Annotated in this window: 13 protein-coding genes and 2 pseudogenes; 5 read left to right on the top strand and 10 right to left on the bottom strand. The window is 69.7% G+C overall.

Features of this window, described 5'->3' with window-relative positions:
- Together FGF04_RS16975 and FGF04_RS16970 are read left to right on the top strand one after the other, a co-directional pair.
- Positions 1-732 (top strand): annotated as a pseudogene (locus FGF04_RS16975) (transcriptional regulator); the annotation flags it as partial.
- Positions 733-853: 121 nt separating this feature from the next.
- Positions 854-1,756, top strand: a complete 903-nt coding sequence (locus tag FGF04_RS16970; protein WP_149512104.1) for an SAM-dependent methyltransferase — start codon at positions 854-856, stop codon at positions 1,754-1,756.
- 12 nt (positions 1,757-1,768) lie between these two features.
- Here FGF04_RS16970 and FGF04_RS16965 read toward each other — a convergent pair whose 3' ends face one another.
- From FGF04_RS16965 to argS, 3 genes are all read right to left on the bottom strand, one after another.
- Positions 1,769-2,566, bottom strand: coding sequence for a DUF4253 domain-containing protein (locus tag FGF04_RS16965; RefSeq protein ID WP_149512103.1), 798 nt, complete (start codon positions 2,564-2,566; stop codon positions 1,769-1,771).
- Between the two features lie 130 nt (positions 2,567-2,696).
- Positions 2,697-3,623, bottom strand: a complete 927-nt coding sequence (locus FGF04_RS16960) for a phosphotransferase family protein (protein ID WP_149512102.1) — start codon at positions 3,621-3,623, stop codon at positions 2,697-2,699.
- A 237-nt stretch (positions 3,624-3,860) separates the two neighbouring features.
- Positions 3,861-5,645, bottom strand: coding sequence for an arginine--tRNA ligase (gene argS, locus FGF04_RS16955; protein WP_149512101.1), 1,785 nt, complete (start codon positions 5,643-5,645; stop codon positions 3,861-3,863).
- Positions 5,646-5,970: 325 nt separating this feature from the next.
- On the opposite strand from argS, the gene lysS reads away from it, so the two are divergent.
- Positions 5,971-7,713: a lysine--tRNA ligase gene (gene lysS, locus FGF04_RS16950; RefSeq protein WP_149512100.1), complete on the top strand. Its 1,743-nt coding sequence runs from the start codon at positions 5,971-5,973 to the stop codon at positions 7,711-7,713.
- 75 nt (positions 7,714-7,788) lie between these two features.
- Here the strand turns inward: lysS and FGF04_RS16945 are convergent, their stop codons facing one another.
- From FGF04_RS16945 to FGF04_RS16935, 3 genes are all read right to left on the bottom strand, one after another.
- The gene (locus FGF04_RS16945; RefSeq protein WP_149512318.1) at positions 7,789-9,174 is read right to left on the bottom strand and encodes a DUF2637 domain-containing protein; all 1,386 of its coding nucleotides are present in this window, start codon (positions 9,172-9,174) and stop codon (positions 7,789-7,791) included.
- 217 nt (positions 9,175-9,391) lie between these two features.
- Entirely contained in the window at positions 9,392-10,300 is a 909-nt protein-coding gene (locus FGF04_RS16940; RefSeq protein ID WP_235882354.1) for a DUF3558 domain-containing protein, read from the bottom strand.
- Positions 10,301-10,448: 148 nt separating this feature from the next.
- On the bottom strand, positions 10,449-11,339 hold the full coding sequence (locus FGF04_RS16935; RefSeq protein WP_149512098.1) for a DUF3558 domain-containing protein: 891 nt from the start codon (positions 11,337-11,339) through the stop codon (positions 10,449-10,451).
- 205 nt (positions 11,340-11,544) lie between these two features.
- On the opposite strand from FGF04_RS16935, the gene FGF04_RS16930 reads away from it, so the two are divergent.
- Positions 11,545-12,738, top strand: a complete 1,194-nt coding sequence (locus FGF04_RS16930; RefSeq protein ID WP_149512097.1) for an RtcB family protein — start codon at positions 11,545-11,547, stop codon at positions 12,736-12,738.
- Between the two features lie 46 nt (positions 12,739-12,784).
- On the opposite strand, the gene FGF04_RS16925 is transcribed toward FGF04_RS16930, so the two are convergent.
- Positions 12,785-13,651: a hypothetical protein gene (locus FGF04_RS16925; RefSeq protein ID WP_408055626.1), complete on the bottom strand. Its 867-nt coding sequence runs from the start codon at positions 13,649-13,651 to the stop codon at positions 12,785-12,787.
- Positions 13,652-13,886: 235 nt separating this feature from the next.
- A complete protein-coding gene (locus FGF04_RS16920) occupies positions 13,887-14,681 on the bottom strand; it encodes an SDR family NAD(P)-dependent oxidoreductase (RefSeq protein ID WP_149512096.1) in 795 nt (264 codons plus the stop codon).
- Between the two features lie 13 nt (positions 14,682-14,694).
- On the opposite strand from FGF04_RS16920, the pseudogene FGF04_RS16915 reads away from it, so the two are divergent.
- Positions 14,695-14,886 (top strand): annotated as a pseudogene (locus FGF04_RS16915) (transposase); the annotation flags it as partial.
- A 53-nt stretch (positions 14,887-14,939) separates the two neighbouring features.
- Here FGF04_RS16915 and fxsT read toward each other — a convergent pair.
- Entirely contained in the window at positions 14,940-19,514 is a 4,575-nt protein-coding gene (gene fxsT, locus FGF04_RS16910) for an FxSxx-COOH system tetratricopeptide repeat protein (RefSeq protein WP_268893777.1), read from the bottom strand.
- On the bottom strand, positions 19,511-20,752 hold the full coding sequence (locus FGF04_RS16905) for an AAA family ATPase (RefSeq protein WP_149512095.1): 1,242 nt from the start codon (positions 20,750-20,752) through the stop codon (positions 19,511-19,513). Before FGF04_RS16905 ends, fxsT begins: the two co-directional genes overlap by 4 nt.
- Positions 20,753-20,774 lie beyond the last annotated feature (22 nt).

Genomic DNA, 20,774 nt, shown 5'->3' with positions numbered 1-20,774 from the left:
GCCTCGCCGTCCGTCTCGGCGTCCGAGAAGTTCTCGCCGTCCGCCTCCCCCTCGCCCTCCGCCTCCCGCAGCGGCGCCGACCGGGGCCCGGCGGCGGACGCCGGGAGCGGGGGCGGGGCCACCGCTCCCATGGTCGCCGTGAACGCGTACGCCTGGGAGGACCAGTGCAGCCAGCACTACCTCGTCGACCGCGCGCCCGAGCAGGTGCCACCGCCGCCGAGCGAGCCGGACGCGCGCGGGTGGGTCAGCGCGCTCGGCGGGGTCGCCGCCGGGCAGCAGATGCTCGCGCTGACCGTCCAGGGCGCCGGGAAGGACACCGTCGTCCTGGAGGAGCTGCACGTACGGGTCGTCGAGAAGAGCGCGCCCCTGGACTGGAACGACTTCGCGATGGGCGTCGGCTGCGGTGGCGACGTGCGGACCGCGGCGTTCGGGGTGGACCTCGACGACGGGCGGCCCGCGACCTCGCCCAGGGCCGGGCAGCGCGACTTCCCGTACAAGGTCAGCGAGACCGACCCGGAGGTCTTCTACGTCTTCGCGGACGCCCGTACGCACAACGTCAGCTGGTACCTGGAGCTGGAGTGGTCGAGCGGCAGCCGCGAGGGCACCGTCCGCATCGACGACGACGGCAGGCCCTTCCGCACGAGCGGTCACGTGGGGCGCCCCGCGTACACCTACCCGCTCGGCGACTCCGCCTGGGGACGCGACGAGTACCAGCCCGACATCCCCGGATGAGCGCGCCCGGCCCGGATCGCGGAGTCGCACCACTCCCAACTCGCTGAAAAGGCTAGGTTGTTGCCCCTGTGACGGACCCGTCGACGCAGCCGTTCCGACGCGACTCCCCAGGGAGGGCCCCATGCCCGGTGACGCTCTCAGCCAGGACCCCGCCGAGCTGAGGAGGCGGATCGACACGACCAGGGCGCACCCGGCCCGGGTCTACGACGTCTTCCTCGGGGGCAAGGACAACTACCCGGTGGACCGGGCCGCGGCCGCCGCCGCGCTCGCGGCCAATCCGCGCGGCTACCTCGACGTGCGCCACAACCGCGACTTCCTGCGCCGCGCCGTGCACACGCTGACCGGCGAGGAGGGCATCCACCAGTACCTGGACATCGGCACCGGGCTGCCGACCCAGGAGAACGTGCACCAGATCGCCCAGCGCATCGCCCCCGACTCCCGTGTCGTGTACGTCGACAACGACCCGGTCGTCCTCGCCCACGCGCGCGCCCTGCTCACCAGCGGGCCCCGGGGCCGCACCGACTACATCGACGCCGACCTGCACGACCCGGCCCGGATCCTCGAAGCGGCCGCCGGGACCCTGGACCTCGGGCAGCCGGTCGCCCTCGTGCTGGTGGCGGTCCTGCACTTCGTCGAGGACGAGCGGGCGTACCCGATCGTGCGCGAGCTGATCGGCGCGCTGCCGTCGGGCAGCCGGCTCGTGCTCAGCCACCTCACCGAGGACCTCAACCCGGAGAACGTCCGCGCGGTCCAGCGGACGTACACCGAGCGGGGCTTCACCTTCGTGCTGCGGACGAAGGCGGAGGTCGAGCGGTTCCTCACCGGGAACGGCCTGGAGGTGGACGAGCCCGGCGTGGTCCCCGCCCACCACTGGCGGCCCGACGGCGCGGCGCCCGCGCCCGAGCCGGCCGAGGCCGGCTACCTCGACACCCTCGACGACATCGAGAAGGTCCGCTACCGCGACATCAACGACGTGACGGACGCGGACATCAACGTGTACGCGGTCACCGGCCGCAAGCCCTGAGCAGCCGGCCGCTCAGTCCCACCAGAAGGTCCAGGAACGGGCGCCGAGCACCTCGCGCTCGGCGTACGCCCGCAGGGAGGCATGGCCGCCCTGGGTGATGTTGTCCGGGCAGAACGCGTAGTGCTCGGCGGCCACCGCCTCCGCCTCGGCCGGGCTGCGGGGCGGGGCCGCGACGGAGACGACCAGCTGGTCGAAGGTGAGCGCCACGACCCGGACGCCGAAGCGGTCCTCCCAGGAGCGCAGGACCGCGCACAGCTCCGCCACGTCCTGCGTGTGGCTGACCGGGCCGCACCAGCCGAGGGCGGCCGGTATGTCCGCGCTGCGTCGGGCCGGGACGAGCGCGAGGCGCGGCTCCTCCAGCGGGCCCGCCCCGCCGATCAGGGCGTCCGTCACCTCGGCCGCCCACACGTCCGGATCCACGTCCGGCGCACCGGCCGCGGCGAGGCCGGGCCAGTCGGCGTCCTGCGCGTCCGCCGCGTACGCGTCCCAGAGGTCCGCCAGCACCTCCTCGGCGTCGTGGTCGCCGGGGTAGGACGCGAGGTCCGGGTCCAGCTCCCACTTGTCCGGGTGCGGTTCGCTGTCGCGGCGGCCGCCGACCAGGACCGGGTACAGACCGGCCGAGCGGCGCGCGGACGCCAGCCGCAGCCAGTCGCCCGGCGCCGCCGGACCGTCGGCGCGCCACAACAGCGGCTCGCCGTGGGGCCCTCGGGCCGTCGTGTCGAGCAGGGTGCCGGGTGGCAGGTCGAGACCGAGCGGGCGACCGGTCGGGTCGGCCGCGAGCTTCGGCAGCTGGTTGGGGAGAGTCGCCATGCCCGTGACTCTAGGGCCCGCCACCGACAACGGGCCCGAGGCCACCGGCAACAGCCCCGGGCACCCCGGGCGTTGGCCCCGGGAGCCGCGGGCGTCGGCGCCCGCCGGGGCGCCCGCGGCCGGCGGCCCGTCAGTCGGTGCCGAACCACGTCCGCGCGAGCGAGTCCAGCGTCGGCTCCGGCGGGGCGGGCAGCACGCGCAGGTACGAGGGCAGGTCGCTGTAGACGTGCAGCAGCGTGTACGCCATGAGCGTGTGCGGATCGAACGGCGGGCGCCCGTAGGCCTCGTAGAAACGTTTCAGGAGCCGCGGCTGCCCGCACGTGACGAACAGGCCGACGCTCACGAAGTCGTACGCCGGGTCGCCGATCATCGCGGGCTCGAAGTCGAACAGGCCCGTCAGCCGCCAGCCGTCCGGGTCCACGGTCAGGTGCTCGCGCATGAACTCGGTGTGCAGCAGCACCCGTCGGGCCGGCGCGGCCAGCGGCACCGAGCTCAGGAACCACGGGATCTGGTCCAGCCACGCCTCGGGGAGCCCGCACTCGCGCTGCTGCTCCACCACGTTCACGCGCTGCGCGTCGACGAACTGGCCCCAGTCGGCCGGGCCCGCGTAGCTCGCCAGCGGGGCGGTGCTCAGCGCGTGCAGGGCGGCGAGGGTCTCACCGGCCTCCGTGACGAGCCGGTCCTGCTCCGCCGCCGGGATCCGCGGCCACGCCCGCGCGAGGCTCTCGCCGGGCAGCCGGGACATCAGGACGTAGGACCAGCCGTTCTTGTACGCGCCCGCCGAGTACAGCTGCGGGGTCGGCACCGGCAGCCTGCCGTACACGTGCGTGAGCATCCGCTCCTCGCGCCTGGCGTCGAGCTTCTCGAAGGCGGGGAACAGCTTCAGGACGTGCGCGGCGCCGATCGAGTACACCGGCAGCGAGCCCTCGACGTAGCGGACCATCGGCTTCGGGACCAGTCCGAGGCGCTCGCACAGGTCGGCGACGGCCGGCCGCAGCAGGGCCTCGTCCCGGACGACGTCGTCCAGCTCCGGACCGGTCTCAACGAGTGGCAGCATGACGGGCTGACACCCTCCGGACGGTCTGAGGGGCGGAGAAGGGCAGTGCGGTGGTCATTGCGCTCCCAGCGTGCGGTCGACAGGGCTCGTGACGCCCCGGATTCGGGGCGGGCGGCCCCGCAGCATCGCATCATGGGGGGCGCGCCCCGAGACCTCAACCTTTGGCCAACGCAGTGACGTGCGCACACGCCGCAGCCCTTCACCCGAACGGGTGAAGGGCTGCGGGACGGTGCGAGGTCAGAGGCGGTCGGGGGTCCTGATGCCGAGCAGCGCCATGCCCTGGTGGAGCGTGCGGGCCGTCAGGTCGACGAGGAACAGCCTGTTCTCGACGACCTCCTTCGGGTTCGCGTCGCTCAGCACCTGGCACTGGTCGTAGAACGTCGTCAGGTGCGACGCCAGCTGGTAGAGGTACGCGGCCAGCTTGTGCGGCTCGTACCCCGCGGCCACGTCCAGGAGCAGCTCGCCGAACTGGTCCAGGTGCAGCCCCAGCGCCCGCTCCGTCGGCTCCAGCGCCAGCTCGGGGTGGGCCAGCGGACGCGCGTCCCCGGCCTTGCGCAGGATCGACCGGATACGGGCGTACGCGTACTGGAGGTACACGCTGGTGTCGCCGTTCAGCGACACCATCTGGTCCAGGTCGAACTTGTAGTCCCGCACGGCGGACGTGGAGAGGTCCGCGTACTTCACGGCGCCGACGCCGACGAACCGGCCGTTCTCGGTGATCTCCTCCTCGGACAGGCCCACCTTCTCGGCCTTCTCCCGGACCACCGCCGTGGCGCGGTCGATCGCCTCGTCCAGGAGGTCCACCAGCCGGACCGTCTCGCCCTCACGCGTCTTGAACGGCTTGCCGTCCTTGCCGAGGACCGTGCCGAAGGCCAGCTGCTGCGCCTTGGTCCGCTCGTTCAGCCAGCCCGCCCTGCGCGCCGTCTCGAAGACCATCTTGAAGTGCAGGGACTGGCGGGCGTCGACCACGTACAGCAGCGTGTCCGCCTTCAGGTCGAAGACGCGGTTCCTGATCGCGGAGAGGTCGGTGGCCGCGTAGCCGTAGCCGCCGTCGGACTTCCGCACGATCAGCGGGACCGGGTTGCCGTCCGGGCCCTTGACGTCGTCGAAGAACACGCACAGCGCGCCCTCCGAGCGGACCGCCACGCCCGACTCCTCCAGGAGGCGGCACGTCTCGTCGAGCATGTCGTTGTAGCCCGACTCGCCGACGATGTCCGCGTCCTGGATCTCCATGTCCAGCTTCTCGAAGACCGAGAAGAAGTAGACCTTCGACTCGTCCACGAACCGCTGCCAGGTGGCGAGGGTCGCCGGGTCGCCCGCCTGGAGGTCGACGACCCTGCGGCGGGCCCGCGTCTTGAACTCCTCGTCGGAGTCGAAGAGCGTCCGCGCGGCCTTGTAGAGGCGGTTGAGGTTCGACATCGCCTCCTCGCCGGTCTCCGCCGCGCCGTCCCCGGCCGACTTGCGGTCCAGCTCGTGCGGGTGCTCGTCCAGGTACTGGATGAGCATGCCGAACTGGGTGCCCCAGTCGCCGATGTGGTGCCGCTTGACGACGGTCTCGCCGACGAACTCCAGGATCTGCGCGACCGCGTCGCCGATCACCGCGGAGCGCAGGTGGCCGACGTGCATCTCCTTCGCCACGTTCGGCTGGGCGTAGTCGATGACCGTCGTGCCGGGGTGGTCCAGGAGCGGGACGCCGAGGCGGTCCGCGGGGTCCGTGGCGCGGTCCGCGAGGGTCTGCGTGATCGCGCGGTCGGTGACCGTGACGTTCAGGAAGCCGGGGCCCGAGACCTCGATGTCCTCGATCAGGTCGTCCTTGACGACCCGGTCCACGACCTGGGTCGCGAGGTCCCTGGGGTTGGCCTTCGCCTTCTTCGCCAGGGCGAGGATCCCGTTGGCCTGGAAGTCGGCCCGGTCGCTGCGTCGCAGCAGCGGGTCCGCGTCCGCGGTCTCCGGCAGGGCTGCCGTGAGCGCGGCCGACAGGCGCTGGTGGACGTGGGCGGTGAGGGACGTGACCGAGGCCATGGAGTGGGTGCCGTTCTCCTGGTGGGTATGGATCAGCCCAGTATCCCATGGGGGGTAAAGGGGTTTTCGCCCCCGTCGCCCCTACCACCCATTCCCGTCACTGACTCAGGGGCTCCGCCCCCGAACCCCCGTTGCGCAGTTCCCCGCGCCCCTGAAAGGGGCGCGGGGAACTGCGCGGGAGCGCGCAGCGCGACGGGGGGTCTGGGGCGCAGCCCCAGGAGCGGGGAAAGCCGTTTTCGTGGTTGGGGGCGTAGCTGGGAGAATGGGGCGGTCAGCCGTGCGAACCGTACCGCCGGCCCATGACGACTCCTGAGGAAAGAAGGACGTGCCGATCGTGGCTCAGAGCACCGAGACCACCGACTGGGTCTCCCGTTTCGCGGATGAGGTCATCGAGGAGTCGGAGCGCCGAGCCCCGGGTAAACCCGTCGTCGTCGCGTCCGGACTGTCCCCCTCCGGCCCCATCCACCTGGGCAACCTGCGCGAGGTCATGACCCCGCACCTGGTCGCCGACGAGATCCGCCGCCGCGGCCACGAGGTCAGGCACCTGATCTCCTGGGACGACTACGACCGCTACCGCAAGGTGCCCAACGGCGTCCCGGGCACCGACACGTCCTGGGCCGAGCACATCGGCCGCCCCCTGACCTCCGTGCCGGCCCCCAAGGGCTCCGCGTACCCGAACTGGGCCGAGCACTTCAAGGCCGCCATGGTCGAGGCGCTCGCGGAGCTGGGCGTCGAGTTCGACGGGATCAGCCAGACCGAGCAGTACACCTCGGGGGCCTACCGCGAGCAGATCCTGCACGCGATGCGGCACCGCGGTGACATCGACGCGATCCTCGACCAGTACCGCACCAAGAAGGCCCCCGCGAAGAAGCAGGGCCAGAAGCCCGTCGACGAGGCCGAGCTGGAGGCCGCCGAGGGGTCCGGCGCGGCCGCCGAGGACGACGGCACCGGCTCCGCCGGCTACTTCCCGTACAAGCCCTACTGCGGCGGTTGCGGCAAGGACCTCACCACGGTCACGGCGTACGACGACGACACCACCGAGCTGACGTACACCTGCACGGAGTGCGGCTTCTCGGAGACCGTGCTGCTCAGCGAGTTCAACCGCGGCAAGCTGGTCTGGAAGGTCGACTGGCCGATGCGCTGGGCGTACGAGGGCGTCGTCTTCGAGCCCAGCGGCGTCGACCACTCCTCGCCCGGGTCCAGCTTCCAGGTCGGCGGGCAGATCGTCGGCAGCATCTTCGGCGGCAAGCAGCCCATCGGGCCGATGTACGCCTTCGTGGGGATCTCCGGGATGGCGAAGATGTCATCCTCCAAGGGCGGCGTGCCCACCCCGGGCGACGCGCTGAAGATCATGGAGCCGCAGCTGCTGCGCTGGCTCTACGCCCGCCGCCGGCCCAACCAGTCCTTCAAGATCGCCTTCGACCAGGAGATCCAGCGCCTCTACGACGAGTGGGACAAGCTGGGGGCGAAGGTCGCCGACGGTTCCGCCCTGCCGGCCGACGTCGCCGCCCACTCGCGCGCCGTGCGCACCGCCGCGGGCGAGCTGCCCGCGACGCCCCGGCCGATGGCCTACCGCACCCTGGCCTCCGTCGCCGACATCACCGCCGGCGCCGAGGACCAGACCCTGCGCATCCTCAGCGAGCTCGACCCCGCGCACCCGCTCGCCTCGCTCGACGACGTCCGGCCGCGGCTCGACAAGGCGGAGGCCTGGATCAACACCCAGGTCCCCGCCGACCAGCGGACCGTCGTCCGGGAGGAGGCGGACACGAAGCTCATCGAGTCCCTCGACGACCAGGGCCGCGCCTCGCTGCGGCTGCTGCTCGACGGCCTCGACACGCACTGGTCGCTGGACGGGCTCACCCACCTCGTCTACGGCGTCCCGAAGGTCCAGGCCGGCTTCTCCGCCGACGCCGGACCCAAGGAGCTCCCGGCCGAGATCAAGGTCGCCCAGCGCACGTTCTTCGCGCTGCTCTACCACCTGCTGGTGGGCCGTGACACCGGCCCGCGCCTGCCCACCCTGCTCCTTGCGGTGGGCCAGGAGCGGGTGCGCAAGCTGCTCGGCGCGTAGCGGTTCCGTCCGTACGCGGAAGGGGGCGCCCGGTGAATTCCGGGCGCCCCCTTCCGCGCGTACACGTGTGAGGTCCTACGCGATGTGGTCCTCCTGGAGCTCCGCCGTGTGGCGGTTGGTGAAGCGGGCGACCATCCGGTCGGCCTCGCGCTGCGGGAGCACGGTGCCGTACGTCGCCTCCACGTCACCGCGGAACTGGCCCGAGGTCGGGTAGCTGCCGTCTATCGACTTCTTGAAGACGAGGTAGTACTCCTCCTCGGTCGGCTCCGTGCCACCGCCCGCGCCCAGCTCACGGGTGCGGTTCGGGCCCGCCGGGATCGGGAAGGTGCCGGTGTCCTCCATGGACGGCTCGGGAGCGGGCCCGGGGACGGGAGCGGGTTCGGGGGCGGGCTCCGGAGCCTGCGCCTCCTGCTCGAACCGCCGCCGGTCCTGGAACCGCTGCTGGTCCTGGAAGCGCCGCTGCTCCTCGAACTCCGCGAACTCCTCGGCCTGCTGCTGCTCCGCGTACCACTGGTCGTACGCCGCCTCCGGGTCGTACGTCGGGTCGTAGCCGCCCTGGTACTCCACGGACTGCGGGTCCCGGGCGTGCAGCCACGGGTTCTGCGGCTCGGCCCGGTCCTGCGGCTCGGAGGGCTCCTCGTCGCCGGGAGCGGGACGCAGCGCCCGGGCCCGGGCCGCCTCGTCGTCCGGCGCGGGGGACGCCGCCGCCMCCGGGGCACGGCTGCCCGCGGCCGCGTCGGCCGGCTCCAGGGCGGGCTGCGGCGCCGGGGGCAGCAGTGCCGGCTCGATGCCCGCCGCCGCCAGGCCCGAGGGCGCCGTCTCCGCCAGCGGCACGCCGTACCGGGCCAGCCGCAGCGGCATCAGGGACTCCACCGGGGCCTTGCGGCGCCAGGACCGGCCGAAGCGCGAGCGCAGCCGCGCCTGGTAGACGAGACGTTCCTGCTCCAGCTTGATGACCTGCTCGTAGGAGCGCAGCTCCCACAGCTTCATCCTGCGCCACAGCAGGAAGGTGGGGAGCGGGGAGAGCAGCCAGCGGGTGAGCCGCACGCCCTCCATGTGCTTGTCGGCCGTGATGTCCGCGATGCGGCCGATGGCGTGCCGGGCCGCCTCCACGGAGACCACGAACAGCACCGGGATCACCGCGTGCATGCCCACGCCCAGCGGATCCGGCCAGGCGGCCGCGCCGTTGAACGCGATCGTCGCCGCGGTCAGCAGCCACGCCGTCTGGCGCAGCAGCGGGAACGGGATCCTGATCCAGGTGAGGAGCAGGTCGAGCGAGAGCAGGACGCATATGCCCGCGTCGATGCCGATCGGGAACACGTAGCTGAAGTTCCCGAAGCCCTTCTCCAGGGCGAGTTCGCGTACCGCCGCGTAGGAACCGGCGAAGCCGATCGCTGCGATGACGACCGCTCCGAAGACGACCACCCCGATGAGGATCTTGTGCGTCTTGGTGAGCTGCATAGGCGCGGCCACCCGTACTCCCCTCCCCTTACGACCTGTTGCGCGCAACAGAGTGGCACATGTGTACGGGGCGCGGATGCCCGGTACGGACGGAGCCCGGCCTCCGTGGGGGCCGGGCTCCGCCGAACGTCCTGGTCGGGCTGCGAGTGGGACGGCAGCGGAACTGGACGCCGCGATCCGGAACCGGCCGTCCGGACGAGGCCGTTCGGGTACCGCGTCAGCCCTTGCTGATGCTCGAACCCTTGCCGGAGGACGTCTTGTCGGAGGTCTTGCCCGAGGTCTTGTCGGAGGCCTCGTCGGCGCCGGCACCGGCGCTCGCGTCGGAACCGGAGCTCTTGCCCGGGGTCGCCTTCGCGCTGCCCGAGCCGGCCGCGGCGCCGCCCTCGTTGGCGGCCACGACCGCCTGGACGGCCTCCTTCGCGGCCTTCTTCGCCGCCTTCGACAGGTCGGCCGCCTTCGGGGCCTTCTCGCCCGCGAGGCCGGCGCCGTTGTAGTCGACCGTCACCACGACGTTCTCGACGCGCGTCACGAGCGTCTGCTGCTTGAAGGTGCTGCCGTCCTTCTTCAGGTCGTACGTCACCAGGGTCGCCTCGTTGCCCGTCCCGGGCACCGGCGCCGACTTCGTGTCCTTGGCGCCCTCCACCGAGCGCGCGTCCTCGGAGTGCTTCGCGTAGTACTCCGAGGCCAGCTTCTCGCCCGTGCCGCGGGTGGCGTCGGACTCGAAGCGCAGCAGCGACACGTTCAGCCAGCGGAACTGCGAGCCCTTCACCCCGTTGTTGTCCAGGCTGTCCCAGGAGCAGCTGCCGCGCGTGGCGACGTCGTCCGAGGTGCCTTCCTTGCCGGACTTGGCCCCCTCCGGGACCAGCTCCTTCAGCGTCTTCGACGCGAACGCCTTGCACGGCTCGGGCAGCTTCGCGTACGCCGCCTCCTTCACCGTCGTGCCCGCCTCCGTGGAGGAGGGCGACGCCGAGGCGGCGGAGTCCTTCTTCGCGTCGCCGGAGCCGGAGCCGTCGCCTTCGCCGGAGTCCGAGGAGCAGCCGGAGGCGACGAGCATCACCGGGAGGACGGCCGCCCCGACGAGGACGCGGGTGAGTCGCTGACGGTGTCGCTGTACGGATCGGTGCATGGTTCCTTCACTCAAGACGCTCGGGTGTGCGTGCGGGCGGCCGGGTGCTCCGCGGGCCGCACTCGGTCGGGTCCGGGGAGACACGGTACGCCGAACGGGACATGTGCGGCTCAGGTTCCGCGGAGGCCGAAACCCCCGCCGAACACCTCTAATCGCTGAACGTCTCGGCGAGCTGAGCCGCCAGTTTCCGCGCCCTGTCCTGCATTTCCTCGCTGCTCGGGACGTCCGTCGTGGTCGCCGGCTGCTCGTCGTACTGGACCGTCACGACCACGTTGGACGTGCGGAACACCACAGTCACCGACCGCTGCTTGGAGTCGTTCAGCGCGTCGTCGAGGAACGCCGCGTCGCCCAGGCCGTCGAGCGTGCGGGGCTGCAGGGCGGCGGGGGTGGACCCGGAAGCGCCGGAGGCCGACGCCGGCGCCGAGGCGTCCGGTCCGGAGGCCTTCGAGCCGGAGCCGGACGCGGACGCGTCGGACGAACCGGACGATTCCCCCGACTCCTCCGATTCCTTCGACTTCTCCGGCTCCTCCGCGTCCGCCGACCCGGACGACGCGGTCGGCCCGGCCGTCTCCGACGGGGACACGGCCGGTTCCGGGAGGTCGGCCGCCTCCTCCTTCTTCGCGTAGATGTCGGTCGCGCGGTCGTCGTCGCTGACCGCGTTGTCGTACGAGACCACGCGCTCGAAGTCCACCAGCAGGTGGTCCGTCGCGGTCGCCGACTCCGCCTTCCAGCGGCAGCCCACCTTGCGGTCCGTGTCGTACGTGACCGTCGCCGTGCCCTCGTACGCCTTCTCGCGCTGCTCCTCGTCCGTCAGCTGCTCGATGCCGGGCAGCAGCGAGTCGAGGGTGCTCTGCGACACCGCGGCGCAGGGTTCCGGGAGCGTGCGGTACCTGCCGGGCTGCGGCGCGGGGGCCGAGGCCGTCTTGCTGCCGGGCTTCGCGTCGTCCTTGCCGCCGCCGTCCGACGATCCACCGGTGCAGCCGGCCAGCAGCGCCGCGAGGAGCGCGGCGACGCCGGGTACGTACGCCTTCGGCTGCACGGTGGGCTCCTCTCGACAGGTCGCTCGACTGTGCCCGCGACCGGGGTGTCCTGTGGTTATTCGGTTGCCGCACGGGGGCGGGCCCTGAAGACAATGTGTATCGCACGCACTGCCGTGGACGCCGGTCCGCTGTCCCTGATGTTGGCTTTGGCGCGGGTTTTGCCATGTGCGAATTCTGTTTGTTCTGCGGGGGAATGAGGACGTTATGTCGTACGTAGAGGTGCCCGGGGCGAAGGTTCCGATCCGTATGTGGGCGGACCCGGCGTCGGTCGAGGACGGTGCGATGCAGCAACTGCGCAACGTTGCGACGCTGCCCTGGATCAAGGGCCTGGCGGTCATGCCGGACGTGCACTACGGCAAGGGCGCGACGGTCGGGTCGGTCATCGCCATGCAGGGCGCGGTGTGCCCCGCGGCGGTGGGCGTGGACATCGGCTGCGGCATGTCCGCGGTGAAGACGTCCCTGACGGCCAACGACCTCCCGGGCGACCTCTCCCGCCTGCGCACGAAGGTGGAACAGGCGATCCCGGTGGGCCGCGGCATGCACGACAGCCCGGTCACCCCGGACCGCTTCCACGGCCTCGCCACCGGTGGCTGGGACGACTTCTGGGGGCGGTTCGACGGGGTCGCCGAAGCGGTGAAGTTCCGCCTGGAGCGGGCGACCAAGCAGATGGGGACGCTCGGAAGCGGAAACCACATGATCGAATTGTGTACCGATTCGGTCGGTTCCGTGTGGCTCATGCTGCACTCGGGGTCCCGGAACATCGGCAAGGAGCTGGCCGAGCACCACATCGGCATCGCTCAGAAGCTTCCGCACAACCAGGGCCTGATCGATCGCGACCTTGCCGTCTTCGTCGCGGACACCCCGCAGATGGCGGCGTACCAGAACGACCTGTACTGGGCACAGGAGTACGCCAAGTACAACCGCACGATCATGATGGCGCTCTTGAAGGACGTGGTCAGGAAGGAGTTCAAGAAGGCCCGTGTCACCTTCGAGCCCGAGGTCAGCTGCCACCACAACTACGTCGCCCGCGAGCGGTACCAGGGGATGGACCTGCTCGTCACGCGCAAGGGAGCCATCAGCGCCAGGGCGGGCGAGTACGGGATCATCCCGGGCTCCATGGGCACCAGCTCGTACATCGTGAAGGGGCTCGGCAACGAGCGGGCCTTCAACTCGGCGTCGCACGGCGCGGGCCGGCGGATGAGCCGCAACGCGGCGAAGCGCCACTTCACGACGAAGGACCTGGAGGAGCAGACGCGGGGCGTGGAGTGCCGCAAGGACTCCGGCGTGCTCGACGAGATCCCGGGGGCCTACAAGAACATCGACCAGGTGATGGAGCAGCAGCGCGATCTCGTCGAGGTGGTGGCGAAGCTGAAGCAGTTCGTGTGCGTGAAGGGTTAGCCGCTGCGACGGGGTGCGATCCGGCACCGCACCCCGCCGCCGGTGGTCAGTCGGGCGGAGGTACGAGGCCGTGCTTCAAGCGGGAGCGGCGGACGGAGCAGGCCTTGGGGGAACGGTTCAGGTCCTTGGCGGCCTGCGCCGTGGTCGGAGCGGCGAGCAGGACACGGTCGTCGTCACGGGTCCATCGCGTGTGCGGCGGTCTGACCTTCATGTCCGCCGGACGCAGCCATGTCGCAAGGGACTCGGCGGCGGTCTGCTTGCGCTGCAGTGAGAGGCAGCCGGGGTAATAGAGGCGCTTGCCCAATTCCTGCGCTGCCTCCTTCGTGTAAAGGATGTTGTAGATGCCGTCGCGGGCGTTGCGCTTGATGGTGCGCTCGGCTCCCGTGACCTTCTGCGCGTAGGAGCACAGATAGGCGCCGATGGCCGTACTCGCTGTCGTCAGGGAGACGAAGGGGAAACCCTGCGTCGTATAGCCCACCGAACCGTCCGCGTCGATGACGCCTCGGAGATAGTCGCGGCCCGCGAACTCGACGCGGGGCGGGGCGATTTTTTCGGACTTCCGGCCGTAGGGCAGGCCGAGTTCGTTGATCCGGGTCCTGGCTGCGAGGGAGTGCAGGGTCCAGGTGGCCGAATGATGGGTCTCGGCGAAGTTCGTACTGCGTGTGCGCTCGGTGATGCTGCTGTTGTACGGCGTCAGTCGCTGGAACGCGCGCAGGATCTCGATGTCCCGCGCATTGATCTCGACGCTCAGGCGCCCTTTCCGGCCGGTTCCTTTCGCGAGGTGCCCGTCGGCTTGCAGAAAGCCGTACATGTAGGCGTAGTCGGGATTTCGGAGGTTCATGAACGCCTCCGTGTCGATTCCGAGCGCGTCGTCCAGCGTGCATTGGCGCCCGTTAGGCTCGTGTCCAGCCATGGGGAAGCAGGCCTTCCTCAATGGTCAGGCCCTCGGGTCGGGGTGCCACCCGACCCGAGGGCCGACGTGTCTGATGCGGTGACGCGAGCCTAGATCGGAATTTCTGGTGCAGCACGGGTGATCCATCCGGTTCACCCGTGCTGATTAAGCGGGTACGCGGCCGCGCCGGTTCGCTACTTCTCCTGGGCCAGGCGGCGCTGCTCCCCGGTGAGGTCGCCGGGCTCGGGGTCCGGCACTACAGCTCCCGGTGGACCTTCGTGTTCGAGGCCTGGGCCCGGGGGCGTACGACCAGGAGGTCGATGTTGACGTGGGAGGGGCGGGTGACCGTCCAGGTGATCGTCTCGGCGACGTCCTCGGCGGTGAGGGGCTCGGCCACCCCGGCGTAGACCTTCGCCGCCTTCTCCGCGTCGCCGTCGAAGCGGGTCAGCGCGAACTCCTCGGTGCGCACCATGCCCGGGGCGATCTCGATGACCCGGACCGGCGTGCCCACGATCTCCAGGCGGAGGGTCTCGGCCAGGACGTGCTCGGCGTGCTTGGCGGCCACGTAGCCGGCGCCGCCCTCGTAGGTGCCGTGGCCGGCGGTCGAGGAGACGACGACCACCGTGCCGTCGCCGGAGGCGGTCAGCGCGGGCAGGAGGGCCTGGGTGACGTTCAGCGTGCCGATGACGTTCGTCTCGTACATCTGGCGCCACTGTTCCGGGTCGCCGGACGCGACCGGGTCGGCGCCGAGTGCGCCGCCCGCGTTGTTGACCAGGACGCCGATCTTCTGGAAGGCCGTCGCGAACTCGTCGACCGCCGCGCGGTCGGTGACGTCCAGCGCGTACGCCGTCGCCCGGCCGCCCGCCGCGGCGATCTCCTCCGCGAGCGCCTCGATGCGGTCCTTGCGGCGCGCGGTGAGCACCACCCGGTAGCCCGCGGCCGCCAGCTGCCGGGCCGTCGCGGCGCCGATCCCGCTGCTCGCGCCGGTGACGACGGCGATCCGGGACGCGGCGGAGGGCCCGGCGGATGCGGCGGGTGCGGCGGCGGTCATGGGCTGCTCCTCGGGCCAGGCCGAACTCCCGGCCTGGAAGGAGGAACACAATGCCTCGCACCGCAAGGTCCGCGCCCGCGTGGAGCACGTCTTCGCCCGTATGAAGGGCTGGAAGATCCTCCGCGACTGCCGCCTGAAAGGCGACGGCGTTCACCACGCCACGCTCGGCATCGCCCGCCTGCACAACCTCGCCCTCGCCGGGTGACGCAGAAACCAGCAGGTCACCGAGCATGCCGTAGATCATTTACGGGACAACCCTTAGAGCGCCAGCAGGTCGATGTCCCCATCGGCCCGGAGCCTTTTCCCGGCATTGAATGTCGCAGGGTGAGAGGAGCCAAGGACTTCGCGGTACCGGTTCAGGGTCGTGATGTACAGGCGCTCGCTCTCCTCGGTCCTTCGCAGCGCCTTCAGGTCATAACTCAGGTTGAGTCGAACGGCCAGGTTCGTCGGGTGGTTCTCACGCAGTCGCCCCGACTCCTCGGCCACGGCCTCGTCGAGGGCGTGGGCATCCTCGAAGCGGCCAAGAGCGAAGTAGTCGCTGGCCAGGTTCATCCGGGCGAGCAGTGTTCGAGGATGTCCCTTACTGAGCACACGGGTCAGACCGGCAACCGACTCCTCGTTCAGGCTGAGTGCGGCTTCGAGCTGTCCCAGCAGTCGTAGTGTCACCGCGAGGTTCATAGCGATGGCGTAACTGTGCGGGTGTTCCTGGCCGTACCTCTCGCGGTGCATCGTCAGCATCTGCTCGCTCAGCGCGCGGGACCCCTGGAGTTTGCCGACCTGCCGCAGGTCGTTGGCGTGACTGACCGCGATCAGCAAATAGTGACGGCTGTTGGTGCCCAGGGTGTCGGCGATCACCTTCAGGTACTTGTTCGACAATTCATAGGCTCGCTGGTGGTCACCCATCTTGCGCAGAGTGACGCACCAGTTGCGAACCACCAACGCCACGAACGGGTGCTGCTCACCAAGCCTGCCGGTGACCTCTCCGGCCAGTGTCGCGTAACCATCGCTGGCTTCCGGATAACGGCCGACCTCCTGCAGGTCGAGGAGATACGCCTCACGTGTGCCCAGCGTCTGGATATGGTCCTCGCCCAGCACCTCGACCCTGCGCTGCCAGGTGTCGTAGTCGAGGTCGAGGGCCAGATCCGAGTCACCTGCCAGGCGCAGACTCACGGCGTAGTTGTGCGCGGCGAGGAGGGTGGCCGGGTCGTCCTCGTCGAACTCTCGCTTACTGGTGTCGTAAACCCGTTGGTCCATCTCACGGGCAGCCTCGAAGTGCCCCCGGTTGCGGTGGTGGATGGCCAGGGAACTCTGGGCTCGCAGCGTGTCCTCATGTTCCTCGCCGAGAACCCTGCGGTATCGCTCCACGAGCTTGGACTGCATCGCGTAGGCCCTGCCGAGGTCGCTTCCCTGCTCGCGCAGCGACTCGGCAATCTGCTGGTCGACCGCCAAGACGTTCTCATGGTCCTCGCCCTGGTCCTCGCGCCAGATCTTTGCGGCTTGTTCTCCAAGCGCAAGAGCTCCGGCATGGTCGCCGCGCGCACGTAGAAAACGCACCTCGTTGAGGACGAGCTGACGAGTCCAGCCATCCTCGCAGTTCACCGCGTCGGAGGTTCGCAGATGGCTGAGCAGCGACGAGTACCGTGGCCAGAACCCGGAGCGTTGCGGATTCCGTGGATCCGCATGGGACAGCAACTGGTGTGCGGCATGCCGCATCATTGCCTGTTCCTGGGTGTTCATCTGCTCGATCAGCACCCGCTGCACCAATCGGTGCATCAGTAACGTGTTCTGGCGGTGGTCGATGCGGGCCAAGGCATAGCGTCCGATCTCGCGTACTGCACGCCCGAGTTTGATCGGATCTTCCAGGGCGGACTGCAGCTCCGGCGGGACGGAGATTCCACGCACCGCGGAAAAGAGGTCCCAGTCAATGGGCTCCGGGGCGAAGAACGAGCAGACTTGCAGCAGTTGTAGCGCATCGAGCCGGGTCTCACGCAGTCGGCCCAGGGAGACGTTCCACGCCGCCGCTACAGATCGGTTGTAATCGTTCGGGGGCTCGGACTGCATCAACTCCGTGAAGTTGCCCTCGTACGCCTCCAGGTACTGCTGTACCGGCATGCCTGTCTCGGCCAGCCAGGCAGCGGCCTGTTCGACCGCCAGAGGCAGGTCTCCGAGCGCGGCCGCCAGATGGTCGACGGCGTCGTCGGGAAGATTCGGGCTGCGGCGGCGTAGCAGTGCCACGCTTTCCTCGCGGGCGAAGACATCCACCTCCAGGGAACCGAAGTCAGTGGACCACTGGGAGTTCCGAGACGTCACGACGATGCTGCCAGGTCCGTCGTTCGGGAAGTATTTGCGCACAGTTCTCGGGTCTTCCGCGTTGTCGAACACAAGTAGCCAGTTGCTGTAGGGCTCCCCTTGGCGTAGGGCGTCCAGCACGGCCGGTACCGCGCTCATGTCAGGGCCTGCCTGCAGGCCCATCTGCTCGCCCAGCTCAACCAGCGATTGGATGATCTGACTCTCCTGGTCAGACGGAACCCACCAGACAAGCCGGTAACTGCGACTGTGCCTGTAGACGTACTCGACGGCGATCTGTGACTTTCCCACACCACCCATGCCGTGCAGGGCCTCGGGAAGGACCGCGGTCACACCGCCCAACAGCCGTTCCTGCAGGCGGTCGAGCAGTGTTTCCCTTCCCGTGAAGTTCCGGTTCCGCTGCGGTACATTCCCCCAGATGCGGGGTGGGTTGTGAGGCGGCGCGGAGGCAACGGGGGGGCCGGCAGACACGGATATGCCTCCTTGTCGCGGGGAGGGAAGAGTCGGCGAACCGGCTGTGGGTCCTGGCGCTGTCGTCGCACTTCCCACGGCATGCCGGGTGTCTATCGCCTCTGGAGTACGAGACGGGGAAGCACTATCTAACCGCCCCTTGGGGACTATATTCAACTTTGACCGCATTTCCGAAGGTAGATAGTGTTTTGGATCCGTATATCCTGATGTAAAAGATGCGTCAGGTGTGCGAATGTTGGACTGATGTTCGATTGATCGAGGAAGATTGTGCGTGCGCTGCAGTAGCCGTCCCAGATGATTCGCGCGCGCGAGATACGGCCCTGATGCTGAACAGAGGGCCGTGTACAGATGCGCGATGAACGGCCGGGTCTGTTCGGTCATCGGCGGGTCCGCAGGAGCGCCCTCCGGCTCCACCAATGCGCCTCCGCCCTCGCCCCACATCGCTTCCAGCAGGGGGCTCAGATACCGCTGAACCTCTCGCAGCGCGCGAATTGTCTCCGCCCGGGATCCGAGGGCGAGAAGTTCCTCCCGCACGCCCTCCACGAAGTCAAATGACACACGGTGGGCGTCCTCGGCGTCGGCGCTACCGCCGGTGCGCCGCACCAGACCCAGCAGCATGATCTCCGACAGGTTCCAGGGCTGTGCCCCGGGCAGGGACTCCTGGAGCAGCCGCATGACAGGCAGGTTGAGCGGTGCCGCCGCAAGCCGCTTCGCAAGGGCGTAGGCGGACGGGGAGGCAACGGCTCGAAAACGTCTGACCATGGCGGCAGCCTGCTTCGCCCGTCGCTCCGCGGACGACTCGGCGACGCGTGCGCCACCTGCCTCGCTGTCCGGAGGGCCTGCCGTGAGGTCGGCCAGTTCCTCCGCCGGGGGACCGACTGCCGTAGATCGCAGGTCCCGGTCGGGGGCGGTCCACAGAGTCGCCAGAGCGTGCCACTCGTAGTCTCCCGCTGCAGCCACCAGGCGGGCCCAGCGCCCCAACGCACTCGGCCGCAGTTCGATGACAGGCACCGGAATCGCATCGTCCTGTTTGGGATCGCGAGCAGTCTGTGACTCAAGGCCCAGCGGACTGTTGTAAGGATGCTTCCAGTCGGCGTCGTACGTACGGTTGGGGGCGGCGGGCGACGGCGCCCGTAAGCGGGTTGTGGTGATCGTGGGCAAGGTCAAGTCCCACAACTGTTGAGGGAGCAGGCTCACCACAGCGACCGGGGAGAACCGGCCCAGCCGATGCAGCACGGAGGCCGCGCGGTCGGTGCGCCATGCAGCATGACCGCCGTCCGTGACGGCCAGCAGTAACTGCTGGTCACTTGAACGCACCTCGCCAGCCGGACAACCGGTCTCCGTACCGGTTGCCAGGTTCCACGGGACCACGCGCACTGTCCGGAACGCGGCCGACTGCTCCATCAACTCGACTATCTGCCGAGTCGTGGACGACCAAAGAGCCATCGAGGGGCTTTCGTCCAGCAGTAACAACAGGTCCAGTCGGCGCTCCGGCACCGGCCGGCACACCGGCACCCACACCTCTGTCATCGCCGCTTGCTCGGCGGTCGCTTCCTCGTCCAGTTCGACCTCGTGGGGCGAGTTGCGCGTCAAACGCAGCGCACGCAGAGACCTGCCGAGGGCAAGAGTGTCAGCCAACTGGTGTGACGTCGGCCATCCTGGCTGTCCAGAATCCGTAAGCACACGATGGCCGGGGGAACTCGGAGGGAAAGACTGGAGTCGGTCCTCTGTGGCTGGGCGCGCGTCCGATGGGAGTGGGGGGACGGTCGGCCGTTGTTCTTCGGCCTGTGGGGGAGCGACGGGCCGGGGACCGCTCCGTTCCTCGGACGCAGGCCGCTCGACAGGACGGCGGCCGCTCCGCCGCGGCCGCTCGCCGCGCTCAAGAGCAGCCCTTCCCGGAACGTCGAACCGCGGCACTGCGGCGTCCCGGCATGCGGCCAGATACAGTGCGTCCCCGAGCTCCGTCCAGACCGGCAGGTCCGGGTTCGGCTCAGGACTGTGCCCGTCCTCCAGCGGTACGGACGGAGGCGGAGGTTCGGGAGACGCCGCCGTCATCCGGTCCTCGATTCCGCCCCCGCTCCGTCGAGCCGGTGCCACAACGCGTCCACGAGGTCCTCCAGTGCCTCTTCGTCGCCGGAGAAACGTCCTGAGGTCGCGAGGAACACGGAGTTGAGTAGTTGATCGATCGCGAGGCCGCCACGTTCCCGGCTGTTGCGCAGGAACTGGTTGATCAGATCCTCCGCGCGGGCCTGCTCCGACGGCGTGGATGCGTCCTGCCGTAAGTGCGCAGCCACCATGGCAACCAGTTGTGACCGGTCGGGATCAGGCATGCGGAGCCGCAGGCATCGTCGTAGGAAGGCCGGCGGGAACTCCCGCTCTCCGTTGGAGGTGATCACCACAACGGGAAAGGCCCGGCACGTGACGATGCCGTCGACGATCTCGGCACTTCGGCCGGGGTCTTCGGTCATGACGGTGACTCTGGGGTGCAGTCGCCGGGCCCGCATCAATTCGGCGATTCGGAACTGCCCCTCCTCGAACACGCCCAACAGGTCGTTCGCCAGATCCTGGTCGCTCTTGTCCAGTTCGTCGACGAGGAGCACTCTGGGCAGCTCATGGGGCAGCAAAGCGGTCCCGAGAGGGCCTAGCTGGACGTAGGCGCCGATCCCCGGGAGTTGTTCCTCGTCAGCCGTCCGAGGGCTCGTGTCGCCCGCGGCCCGGCCGTCCGCCCGGTGCGTGGCGCGCAGGGCCGCCGAGTCCTGGACCCTCCCGATCGCGTCGTACTCGTAAAGCCCTCCACGGAGCGTGGTGCGGCTGGTGATGTGCCAGCGCAGTACCCGGCCCAGCTTGAGCTCCCTGCTGATCCGGTAGGCGAGGGACGATTTGCCGGTGCCTGGACGTCCTGTGACCAGGAGCGGCCGACGCAGCAACAGCGCCGCGTTCACCATGTCCGCCTCGCGTCGCAGCTGATCCGGACCGGCGGACAACGCGCTGATCCGGCCCAGACGGCGCTCGACCTCCGCGTCGTCGGACGGGGGAGCGGACGCCAAGGGGCCGCCGGTGAAGCGGCGCCAAGGTGGCGGGGGCGGCAGCACGTTCTTGAGACCGGTGTCGCGGAGAGGCTGTCCCGTGCCGCGGTAGATCCACCACCGGTTGTCAGATCCGTTCCGCTCGGTGGCACGGTCGTCGCGCTCGGCAGTGCCTTCCGTATGCGGAGCCGTACGGTGCTCCGCGTCTGAGTGCTGCGATTCGTCGGTCGGACATGTCCCTTCAGTCTCACCGTCATCAGGAAGCATCTCGCCCCAACCCTCCCCCCTG

This window comes from Streptomyces apricus, from assembly GCF_008369065.1.
Lineage (GTDB): Bacteria > Actinomycetota > Actinomycetes > Streptomycetales > Streptomycetaceae > Streptomyces > Streptomyces apricus.
The sequence above is the reverse complement of the archived record's forward strand: the minus strand, read 5'-3'. Positions and strand labels throughout refer to the sequence as shown.

What these genes read in the sequence shown, in the direction of transcription:
- FGF04_RS16940 (WP_235882354.1), bottom strand. Translation starts at nt 10,300, where the DNA reads ATGCACCGATCCGTACAGCGACACCGTCAGCGACTCACCCGCGTCCTC.
- argS (WP_149512101.1), bottom strand. Translation starts at nt 5,645, where the DNA reads ATGGCCTCGGTCACGTCCCTCACCGCCCACGTCCACCAGCGCCTGTCG.
- fxsT (WP_268893777.1), bottom strand. Translation starts at nt 19,514, where the DNA reads ATGACGGCGGCGTCTCCCGAACCTCCGCCTCCGTCCGTACCGCTGGAG.
- FGF04_RS16960 (WP_149512102.1), bottom strand. Translation starts at nt 3,623, where the DNA reads ATGCTGCCACTCGTTGAGACCGGTCCGGAGCTGGACGACGTCGTCCGG.
- FGF04_RS16905 (WP_149512095.1), bottom strand. Translation starts at nt 20,752, where the DNA reads ATGCTTCCTGATGACGGTGAGACTGAAGGGACATGTCCGACCGACGAA.
- FGF04_RS16925 (WP_408055626.1), bottom strand. Translation starts at nt 13,651, where the DNA reads ATGGCTGGACACGAGCCTAACGGGCGCCAATGCACGCTGGACGACGCG.
- FGF04_RS16965 (WP_149512103.1), bottom strand. Translation starts at nt 2,566, where the DNA reads ATGGCGACTCTCCCCAACCAGCTGCCGAAGCTCGCGGCCGACCCGACC.
- FGF04_RS16920 (WP_149512096.1), bottom strand. Translation starts at nt 14,681, where the DNA reads ATGACCGCCGCCGCACCCGCCGCATCCGCCGGGCCCTCCGCCGCGTCC.
- FGF04_RS16930 (WP_149512097.1), top strand. Translation starts at nt 11,545, where the DNA reads ATGTCGTACGTAGAGGTGCCCGGGGCGAAGGTTCCGATCCGTATGTGG.
- FGF04_RS16970 (WP_149512104.1), top strand. Translation starts at nt 854, where the DNA reads ATGCCCGGTGACGCTCTCAGCCAGGACCCCGCCGAGCTGAGGAGGCGG.